At 67.1% G+C, this 9777-nt stretch carries 9 protein-coding genes; 6 read left to right on the plus strand and 3 right to left on the minus strand.

Annotated features, from left to right (window positions below; all coding sequences use genetic code 11):
* Positions 1-187: 187 nt before the first annotated feature.
* Positions 188-1042, minus strand: coding sequence for an SOS response-associated peptidase (locus QH195_RS09155; RefSeq protein WP_280424066.1), 855 nt, complete (start codon positions 1040-1042; stop codon positions 188-190).
* A 186-nt stretch (positions 1043-1228) separates the two neighbouring features.
* On the opposite strand from QH195_RS09155, the gene QH195_RS09160 reads away from it, so the two are divergent.
* The 3 genes from QH195_RS09160 (at position 1229) to rsgA (ending at position 5122) form a co-directional block, all read left to right on the plus strand.
* Positions 1229-2734 carry an aldehyde dehydrogenase family protein gene (locus QH195_RS09160; RefSeq protein ID WP_280424067.1) on the plus strand — a complete coding sequence of 502 codons (1506 nt, stop codon included), beginning with the start codon at positions 1229-1231 and terminating at the stop codon, positions 2732-2734.
* 79 nt (positions 2735-2813) lie between these two features.
* Positions 2814-4124, plus strand: coding sequence for a 3-phosphoshikimate 1-carboxyvinyltransferase (gene aroA, locus QH195_RS09165; RefSeq protein WP_280435034.1), 1311 nt, complete (start codon positions 2814-2816; stop codon positions 4122-4124).
* On the plus strand, positions 4097-5122 hold the full coding sequence (rsgA, locus tag QH195_RS09170; RefSeq protein ID WP_432278403.1) for a ribosome small subunit-dependent GTPase A: 1026 nt from the start codon (positions 4097-4099) through the stop codon (positions 5120-5122). Before aroA ends, rsgA begins: the two co-directional genes overlap by 28 nt.
* A 35-nt stretch (positions 5123-5157) precedes the next feature.
* Here rsgA and QH195_RS09175 read toward each other — a convergent pair whose 3' ends face one another.
* The gene (locus tag QH195_RS09175; protein WP_280435035.1) at positions 5158-5532 is read right to left on the minus strand and encodes a TfoX/Sxy family protein; all 375 of its coding nucleotides are present in this window, start codon (positions 5530-5532) and stop codon (positions 5158-5160) included.
* A 93-nt stretch (positions 5533-5625) separates the two neighbouring features.
* Here QH195_RS09175 and QH195_RS09180 point away from each other — a divergent pair, with 93 nt between their 5' ends.
* A complete protein-coding gene (locus QH195_RS09180; protein ID WP_280435036.1) occupies positions 5626-6600 on the plus strand; it encodes a hypothetical protein in 975 nt (324 codons plus the stop codon).
* A gap of 2 nt (positions 6601-6602) precedes the next feature.
* A complete protein-coding gene (locus QH195_RS09185; protein WP_280424079.1) occupies positions 6603-6959 on the plus strand; it encodes a GntR family transcriptional regulator in 357 nt (118 codons plus the stop codon).
* Positions 6960-7156: 197 nt separating this feature from the next.
* On the opposite strand, the gene QH195_RS09190 is transcribed toward QH195_RS09185, so the two are convergent.
* A complete protein-coding gene (locus tag QH195_RS09190; RefSeq protein WP_280435037.1) occupies positions 7157-8302 on the minus strand; it encodes an RNA-guided endonuclease InsQ/TnpB family protein in 1146 nt (381 codons plus the stop codon).
* A 328-nt stretch (positions 8303-8630) separates the two neighbouring features.
* Here QH195_RS09190 and QH195_RS09195 point away from each other — a divergent pair.
* Positions 8631-9777: hypothetical protein (locus QH195_RS09195; protein WP_280435038.1), on the plus strand; the 1147-nt coding region annotated here is incomplete at its 3' end.

Here is a 9777-nt window from a genome sequence, read left to right on the forward strand (position 1 = left end):
ACTGCTGGCCTCGGCCGGGTTCGTCGAGGTCGGTCGTTTATTATTTATCTACAATCTCTCATGCCTCCCCTGATTTAGCTTTCTCTGCGGCGCTTGGCCGCCCGCCGGGGCGCGCGGGCCGCCGCGCGCCCCCCCCCCCCGCCGCGATGCTTCCGGGGCGATTCACCCGCCCCGGAAGCATCCGTTTTCACAACAGGGTCGGCTGTTCGGCCGTGCCGTCGGCCGGAGCCAGCAGTTCCGGTCCGTTGTTCTTCACACTGTTCACCAGGGGCGCCACCGGACGCGCCGTGATCTGGGCGACCAGTTCTTCACTGGGGGATTCGAGCAGTTCGGCGGGGGCGGGGTGGTCGGGATCCAACCAGGCTGCCCAGTGCTCCTGCGGCATCGGCAGCGGCATGCGGTCGTGGATTCGGGTGAGGTCACCGATCGCGTCGGTGGTGAGGATGGTGCACGACAGCAGCGGCCGGGGGTCGTCGAGGGAGCGGTCCCGCCAGACCGACCACAGACCCGCCATGTAGAGCCGTGAACCGTCGGCCCGCGACATGAAGTACGGGTGTTTGATCACCTTCGGTTTCTTGCCGCGGCCCGGACCGGCCGGATCCGGTTCGACCAGCCATTCGTACCAGCCGTCCATGGGGACCAGGCAGCGGCGGTATTTCACCGCGTCCCGGAACGACGGCAGGCTCGCCGCCTTGTCGGCACGGGCGTTGAAGAGGGGCTTTCCCTTGACGGGTACGCCCGGTTCGGCGGTTTTGGTCCAGTGTGGGATGAGGCCCCAACGCATCCGGCGGATCCGGCGATGCACGGCGTCGTCGCGATCGTCGTGATCGTGGCGGTCGACCACGGTGAGGATCTGGGTGGTGGGGGCGACGTTGTAGTTGGCCCATTGCCGCTGGTCCGGGCCGGCACCGGATTCGGCCGCGCCCGATTCACCGGGGCTGCCCGCACGACTGTCCGCCGGAGCGGGTCCGGTTTCGTCTATGGCGTCCAACTCCGCGGCGAGGCGGCCGGGGTTCGTCGTCGTCGCATAACGTCCGCACATATTCCGATGGTCGCACCGAATACCGACAGATCGAGACAATTGTGACCCGGAGGACGACAATGGGGGCTAGTACTGGGTGACGTGTTGAGAGTTATGTCTTAGCATTCTCTCAACGGGGACGTGGCGGTCACAGGCTGCACCGTCCGCGCGCGCAGCTACCGCCCTACTTCCCGCAGAGGAGACCCTGTGACAACCACAGAAAAAGCCGCCGAGAAAGAATCGGTGCTCACCTCGGTCGATCCGGCCACCGGCGCGACGCTGGCCACCTATCCGATCGCGGATGACACGGCGGTCGCCGAAGCCGTCGCCAAGGCCCGCGCCGCTACCGGCGTCTGGGCCGATCTCGGATTCGACGGCCGCAAAAAAGCGCTGCTGCGCTGGTCCAGCCGGCTGGTCGCCAAATCCGACGAGTTCTGTGCGCTCATCCATGCCGAGAACGGCAAACCGGTCGACGACGCCTTTCTGGAACTGATGCTGGCGCTCGAGCACATCTCCTGGGCTGCCAAACACGCCAAGAAGAAGCTGTCGCCGCAGAAAGTCCCCTCGGGTCCGATGATGGCGAACTTCGCCGCCCGGATCGAATACCGGCCGCTGGGCGTCGTCGGCGTGATCGGCCCGTGGAATTACCCGGTGTACACCCCGAACGGTTCCATCGCCTACGCGCTCGCGGCCGGTAACACCGTGGTGTTCAAACCGTCCGAATTCTCCACGGGTATCGGTAATTTCCTGGCCGAGGCCTTCTCCGAGGCCAACCCGGAACTGCCCGAGGGCGTGTTCCTCGCGATCAACGGATTCGGGGCCACCGGCGCCGCACTGGTGAAAGCGGGTGTGGACAAGGTCGCGTTCACCGGTTCGGCCGCCACCGGCCGCAAGATCATGGCCTCGGCCGCCGAGAACCTCACCCCGGTACTGCTGGAATGCGGCGGTAAAGACCCGGTGATCGTCGCCGCGGACGCCGATGTGAAGGCCGCCGCCGACGCCGTGGCCTGGGGCGCCACCTCCAACAGCGGCCAGACCTGTGCGGGTGTGGAACGGGTCTACGTGGACAAATCGGTGAAAGACCAGTTCCTCGCGGAACTGACCCGCATCCTGAAGGACGTCAAGCCCGGTTCCGAAGAAGGTGCCGCCTACGGCCCGATGACGATGCCGAGCCAGATCGATATCGTCAAGCGGCATATCGAGGCGGCGCTGGCCAGCGGCGGCAAGGCTCTGCTGGGTGGCCCGGAATCGGTGAAGGGGCCGTTCATCGAACCGGTCGTACTGGTCGACGTGGACGAGAATTCCGCCGCGGTCAAGGAGGAGACCTTCGGACCGACGGTCACCGTCACCACGGTGGACGATATCGACCAGGCGATCGAGCTGGCCAACAACACGACCTTCGGTCTGGCCTCGGCCGTGTACTCGAAGAACAACGGCCTGGCGATCGCCCGGCGCCTGAAAGTCGGTGCGACCTCGGTGAACTCGGTGCTCGGTTTCGCCGCCATCCCCGGCCTGCCCTTCGGCGGCAGCGCGGATTCCGGTATCGGCCGCATTCACGGCGAACCGGGTCTGCGCGAGTTCGTCCGGCCGCATTCGATCGCTGTCCAGCGTTTCGCGATCCCGGGTATGGCGCTGATGAGCTACAGCCGCAGTCAGGCCAATATGAAGATGCTGCGCCGGATGGTGCCGCTGCTGCACGGCCGCAACAAGTGATAGTCAGGCACAGCTGAAGAGGCCGACGGTGGTGCTCGGCGACACACTCGGGAGCACCACCGGCACGCATGTCGGCCCGATGCGCCAAGATGGTGCAGTGAGTTTCTGGCCAGCGCCCCATGTCGACGCCCCCGTGCAGGCGACCGTCACCCTGCCCGGCTCCAAATCGATCACGAACAGAGCGCTGGTCCTGGCCGCGCTCGCCGACGGCCCGTCCACCATCACCGGGGCGCTGCGCAGCCGCGATACCGGGCTGATGATCGATGCCCTACGTGCGCTCGGCACCCAGATAATCGGCGACGCGGATACCCTCGCCGTCACTCCCGCTCCGCTCCGCGGCGGCCGGGTCGATTGCGGACTGGCGGGGACGGTGATGCGGTTCGTCCCGCCGGTGGCCACGCTGGCGACCGGGGACAGCTCCTTCGACGGTGATATCGCCGCCCGCGTCCGGCCGCTGCGCACGATTCTCGACGCCCTGCGCGGGCTCGGCGCTGCCATCGAAGGCGACGCCCTGCCGTTCACCGTCCGCGGTAACGGGGCGCTGCGCGGCGGCACCATCACGATCGATGCCTCCGGTTCCTCGCAATTCGTCTCGGGTCTGCTGCTCTCGGCCGCTCGTTTCGACGAGGGCGTGACGGTCCGGCATTCGGGTGGCGCCCTGCCGTCCATGCCGCATATCGAGATGACGGTGGAGATGTTGCGCCGCGCCGATGTAGCGGTGGAGGCACCGGCCGACAGCCGCGCCGAACAGGTCTGGACGGTGGCGCCGGGCGAGATCCGCGCGGTCGACTGGAAGGTGGAGCCCGACCTGTCGAACGCCACCCCGTTCCTGGCGGCCGCGGCGGTGACCGGCGGGCAGGTGAGCATCCCGCACTGGCCGCGTCTCACCACGCAGGCCGGCGATGTGATCCGGGAGATCCTGGTGCGGATGGGCGCGGAAGCCGGTTTCGCCGACGGTGCCCTCACCGTAACCGGCCCCGACCGGCTCGCCGGTATCGATATCGACCTGCACGATGTGGGCGAACTGACGCCCACGGTCGCCGCGCTGGCCGCACTGGCGGATTCGGAATCGCGGCTGCGCGGTATCGCCCATCTGCGCGGCCACGAAACCGATCGGCTCGCCGCCCTGTCCACCGAGATCAACCGGCTCGGCGGTCAGGTCACCGAAACCGAGGACGGGCTCGCGATCGCCCCGGCCCCGCTGCGCGGCGGCCGCTGGCATTCCTACGCCGATCACCGGATGGCGACGGCCGGTGCGATTCTCGGTCTCGCCGTACCCGGCGTGGAAATCGAGGACATCGGCACCACCGCCAAAACCCTGCCCGATTTCGTCAGCCTGTGGGAATCCATGCTCGATCCGGAATCGGCCGCACCGGGAGCGGCCCACTGAGCCGCCGCGGCCGCAGCAGCGCCTCCTACGACGAATCCGATGTGCGGGTGCGTCCGGGGCGCAGTTCGCGGCCGCGCACCAAGACCCGCCCGGAGCATCGCGACGCGCAACCGGCGATGGTGGTGTCGGTGGACCGGGGGCGCTGGGGTTGTGTGCTGGACGGTGATCCGGCGCGGCCGCTGGTCGCGATGCGCGCCCGGGAACTGGGTCGTACACCGATCGTGGTGGGCGATGAGGTAGAGGTGGTCGGCGACCTCTCCGGCCGGCCGGATACTCTCGCGCGGATCGTGCGGGTCGCCGAGCGGCGCACCGTATTACGCCGGACGGCCGACGATACCGACCCGTTCGAACGGGTGGTCGTCGGCAATGCCGAACAGTTGTTCATCGTGGTGGCGCTGGCCGATCCGCCACCGCGGACCGGTTTCGTGGAACGCGCGATGGTCGCCGCGTATGCCGGCGGCCTCACCCCGGTGCTGTGCCTGACCAAACACGATCTGGCCGCGGATTCGCGATTCGCGGGCGATTTCGACGATCTGGACCTGACCATCGTCTACGCCGGGGTCGACGACCCCCTCGACCCCACCCTGGAATTGCTCACCGGCCGCCTGACCTGCTTCCTCGGGCATTCGGGAGTCGGGAAATCCACGTTGGTGAACCGGCTGGTTCCGGATGCCCTCCGGGCGGTCGGGGAGGTTTCCGGAGTCGGTAAAGGCAAGCACACGTCCACGCAATCGGTCGCGCTGGCGCTGCCGGGCGGCGGCTGGGTGATCGACACCCCGGGTGTGCGCTCGTTCGGTCTCGCCCATATCACCCCCGACGATGTGATCGCCGCCTTTACCGATCTCGCCGCGGCGATCGAGGACTGCCCACGCGGATGTACCCATCTCGGGCCGCCCGCCGACCCGGAATGCGCTCTCGACGAACTCCCGGACAAGGCGCGCCGGGTGGCCGCGATCCGGCGGCTGCTGGTGGCGTCGAATTCGAACGAATCCTGGTGAACGCGGGGCGCCGCGAGACTTCTCGCGGCCGTGGGTCAGCGTTTCGGCTTCGCGGGTTTCGACGTTGCGGGCTTCCGGTCCTTGGGTGGTAGCGACCGGGCGAAACCGGCGCCGCGATCGACCCATTCCGTGAGCGCCGCCTCGTCCGGGAAGGCCGCGGGACTCACCCGCAGCCATCCGTCCAGTTCCCGGCCCTGCATCACCATCGGGGCGACCGAAATATCGTCGACCAGTGCGGCCGCGGCCGCCGGCGCCATCCGGATCATCAATCCGCCGCCGCCCAGCACGACGACACCCATATGCCCGCCGAACAGGAAGGCGAGCCCGCCGAACATCTTGCGTTCCGAGATATCGGCCGCGGTACCAACCAAGTCGCGAATCCGCTCCGCCAGTTCTTCGTCGTATGCCATCGGATCAGTGTGCGCGCACCTGCCGACAGAACCACCCCGAACCGGACACCGCTGATTCCTTTGTTATGATTCAAACATAACAAAGGAGTTGCCGTGACAAGAACCAACTCGCTCCGGCTCTGCATACTGGCCGGGCTGCCGCCCATACTGTTCGCCGCCCCCAACCTGGTCCTCCTGGCCGCCGCGGCCGACGACCTTCCCGACCCGCTGGCCACCCACTTCTCCGCCGACGGCGCAGACGGTTTCACCGGGCGGGTCGCCACCATGGGAATTGCCGCCGCACTCGCCCTCGGCTTCGGCGCACTGTTCGCCGCGATGCTGGTGGCCGCCAACCGGAAGGGCGCACCGGAACGCCGGCCGGATACGACACTCGACCCCAACCGTCTCCTCGTATCGAGCGCCTGGGGAGTGGGCGCACTGCTCGGAGTACTCCTGTTCGCGAGCACCCGCGCCAACCTCGGCCTGACCGACCCCGCACAGGCGACACTGCCCGGCTGGATGTTCCCGGTGGCGGCGGTGGTCGCACTGCTGTCCGGCGCCCTGGGCTGGCTCATCGCGCCGTCGAGCCCGGTGGCCGAGAGTTCGCCCGCACCCGCCGCACCCCTCGCGATCGGACGCACCGAACGCGTGAGCTGGTCGCGGCGGACCGTCTCGCCGTGGATGCTGCTGGCCGGAGTGTCATCGGTGGTGATCGGCGTGGCAGTCGGATTCGCCGTACACCCCGGCGTGGGCGCTGTCGCGGTGCTCGCCGGAGTATTCGCGGGCCAGCTGGCGTTGGTGCGCGTGGTTGTCGATCGGCGCGGGCTCACCGTCGGCACCGGCCTGCTGGGCTGGCCGCGGTGGCGGCTGGCGCCCGGCGAGATCACGGAGGTCACCGCCGCCGATATCTCGCCCGCCCACTACGGCGGCTACGGAATCCGGCTGACCTCGGCCGCCACCGCCGTGGTGCTGCGGGGCGGTCCGGGCATCGTGGTGACCCGTCGCTCGGGCCGGCAGTTCGCGGTCTCGGTGGATGACGCCGAAACGGGTGCGGGAGTTCTGGCGGGTGTCGTGCGGAAGGCCGCGTGACCGTGCTGATCCGTGTCGATCCGGCGCGCCCCGAACCCCTGGCCGACCAGATCGCGGCCTGTGTACGCCGGGCCATCGCCGACGGCGAGGCACCCGCGGGCGAGCGGCTGCCCGGCGCCCGCGAACTCGCCGCATCGCTCGATGTCAGCATCCACACGGTGCTCGCCGGCTATCAGCGGCTCCGTGACGAAGGCCTGATCGAACTGCGCCGGGGCCGGGGCGCGACGGTCCGCGCCGGCATCCCCGCCGGCCGGGCCGCCGTCGTCGACCTCGCGGGCCAGCTGGTCGCCGCCGCCCGCCGTATCGGCCTGGACGAGAACGAACTCATCGAACTCGTGCGTACCGCCGCCACCCGCTGATCGCTGGGATCGATCGCTGTGTTCCTCCGGCAAGCGTTGGCAGCCGCGCACCCCAGCGAGTGACACGTCGCCCCGCCGAATGCTGAAGAAGAACTCTGAACCGTTTGCTTGACTTCCACCCGGCCGTGAACGGCCGAATTCCTCCTGAACCTCACGGTTCTCCGGTGGGTTCCTGCTTCACCGAGGCACGCCGTCCGCTACGCGGCCGGACTTACCGCCTCTCCACAAGCGTTTCGACTCTCCGCAAGCCCTGCGGCGAGAATGTTCCGAGCAGCATTCAGATCGCGATCGTGGACAGCACCGCACGTGCACGTCCATTCCCGCACATGCAACGGCTTGGCGTCTCCGATCATCCCGCACACCGAACACATCCGGGTCGAGGGAAACCAGCGATCCACCCTGGTGAAAGTACGGCCGTACCGGCGAGCCTTCTCCTCCAGCATCCGGGTGAACATGCCCCACCCCGCATCGTGCACCGACTTCGCGAGCTTCGTACGCGCGAGACCCCGCACGCTCAAGTCCTCCACGAACATCGCTTGGTTCTCGCGAATAATCCTCGTGGAATGCTTGTGCGCCCAATCCCGACGCGTATCAGCCACCTGGGCATGCGCCTTGGCGACCCGGATTCGGGCCTTCACCCGATTCTTCGAGCCCTCCTCCTTACGAGACAGACACCGTTGCGCCTTCTTCAACCGCCGCTCCGCCTGCCGCAGAAACCTGGGGGTGTCGATCTTGTGCCCGGTCGACAAGACCGCGAACGTCGTCAGTCCCAGATCGATACCCACCTCGGAATCGACCTCCGGGAGCGGCCGATCCGTGACCGCCACCACGAACGACGCGAAATACCGGCCCGCAGAGTCCTTGATGATCGTGACCGACGACGGCTCCGACGCCAACTCCCGCGACCACGCAACTTTCAGTTCGCCGACCTTGGCCACATACAGTTTCCGATTCGCCCGCAGGCTGAACCCGTTGCGGGTGAACCTGATCGCTTGCCGACTGTCTTTCCGGGACCGGAACCGAGGTTTGCCGAGTTTGGGGCCTTTACGATTCCCGGACAGGGAGTCGAACCAGTTCCGGTACGCGCTACGGGCGTCCTGGCAAGCCTGCACCAGCACCACCGACGACACCCCCGCCAGCCATGAACGCTCCGGGGTGTGTTTGGCTTCGGTGACCACCCGCCGCTGAACCTCGGAATCCGACACCTTCACTCCGGCAGCATGCGCAGCTTCGCGGGCGCGGAGATTGTCGTTGTACACCACCCGCGCACACCCGAACGACCGTGCCAACGCGAGCCGCTGACCAGGCGTCGGATAGACGCGGAAGTTGTACCGAAGCTGCACCCATGCACGGTAACAACGGTCACCGACACAAAGCGCCCAGGCCCAGATCGCCACCTTGTCGATGAGCTATCTCGACCCTGAAGGACCAGGCTTGCACGCTACGTTCCACGGTCAGCGCGAGTCCAACTCGGGAGTCCCGGGCCCGGCCGACTTCGCCTCCGCCGTCACGTGTACTGCGCCGGAGCAAGGACCCATCGAGTTATTGCGCCGAATTTTCTTGTGCGCCATTGGGAATTCAGAATCGTGCGCTGTAATCCTGCAGGCATGTGCCGGCGTGTTCCGCAGCGATCTGCGTGCCGGTCCGGGTAGTGAAGGGAAGGCGGATCCGATGGTTCAAGAGCCGGGCACCTGGGCCGGACTGAAACAGGACGCCTCCCAGGACCTGCTGTATTTCGATCCCGCCGCCGCGGTGACCGGCGCGGAAGCCGCCGGCCGGATGGTCGATCAGATGCTCGCGATGCGGGCCGCCATCGACGATTTCTATATGGACGAACTGGGCAATTTCACCGGAGGGATCCTGACCTCGGGGCAGAAACTCGCGGAGATCTACAACAAACGGGCCGACCGGCTGTCGACCGTGCTGCAGGACCACGCCAATATCGGCACCGAGATGGCGAACGCGTTCGTGCAGGCCGGGCTCTACTACCGCCGGACCGAGGAACAGAACTCGGCCGACCTCGATAAACTCGCGGATTTCCGGGTACCGGTCGAACCCAGCACCGAGATCCCGGTGGTGTACTCGGACGGGCCCGCCTACGACGCCGCCGACCATCCCGAGGGGACGCCGACCAATGCCGGCTGGGACGGCACCGAGGACGACTATCGTTCCCTGCCCGCCTCGGCGGTGCCCGACGAACTACAGCGCTATATCGGCCGCCAGGAGTCGATCTCGCCGGATATCGTCCAACTGGAGAACAGTTCGGCGCTCGGCTTCACGCATTTCCGCGGCTTGGCGGACAACCTGCCCTGGGGCATCTTCGTGCTGGCCGCGATGCGGCAGCGGTGGTGGCAGCTGGCCTCGCATACGAAATCCGAACTGGAGAAGTTCGAGGCAGCTATCGAGGGGATCCAGGACAAATGGCGCGGCCAGGCCGCGGACCGCGCTCGGACGGCCACCCGGAACTACGTGGACTCCATCGCTCCACTGTGGAACTCCATGTTCTCGATGAGTGAGAACATGTTCTATACCGCGGAGTGGTTACGCCGCACCCAGATCTCGATGCCGCAGCAGGATTTCGACCTCCGCGGATCCTCGGTCGAACATGCCGTACTCCAGCGGTACCGCGAGGAGTGGGAAAAGCATTACGCCGAAGGGATGCGGAACACGCTCCGGGAGATGCCGGTGATCGAAGGCCCGATCGCCGAACCGAAACCGCCGCCCAACAACCAAGACAACCAAGACAACCAAGACAACCAAGACAACCAAGACAACCAAGACAACCAAGACAACCAAGACAACCAAGACAACCAAGACA

The sequence above is a fragment of the Nocardia carnea genome (assembly GCF_029868855.1).
Taxonomy (GTDB): Bacteria; Actinomycetota; Actinomycetes; order Mycobacteriales; family Mycobacteriaceae; genus Nocardia; species Nocardia carnea_A.

Excerpts from the sequence above, each read along its gene's own strand:
- QH195_RS09175 (WP_280435035.1), bottom strand. The coding sequence starts at position 5,532 with ATGGCATACGACGAAGAACTGGCGGAGCGGATTCGCGACTTGGTTGGT.
- QH195_RS09155 (WP_280424066.1), bottom strand. The coding sequence starts at position 1,042 with ATGTGCGGACGTTATGCGACGACGACGAACCCCGGCCGCCTCGCCGCG.
- aroA (WP_280435034.1), top strand. The coding sequence starts at position 2,814 with ATGCGCCAAGATGGTGCAGTGAGTTTCTGGCCAGCGCCCCATGTCGAC.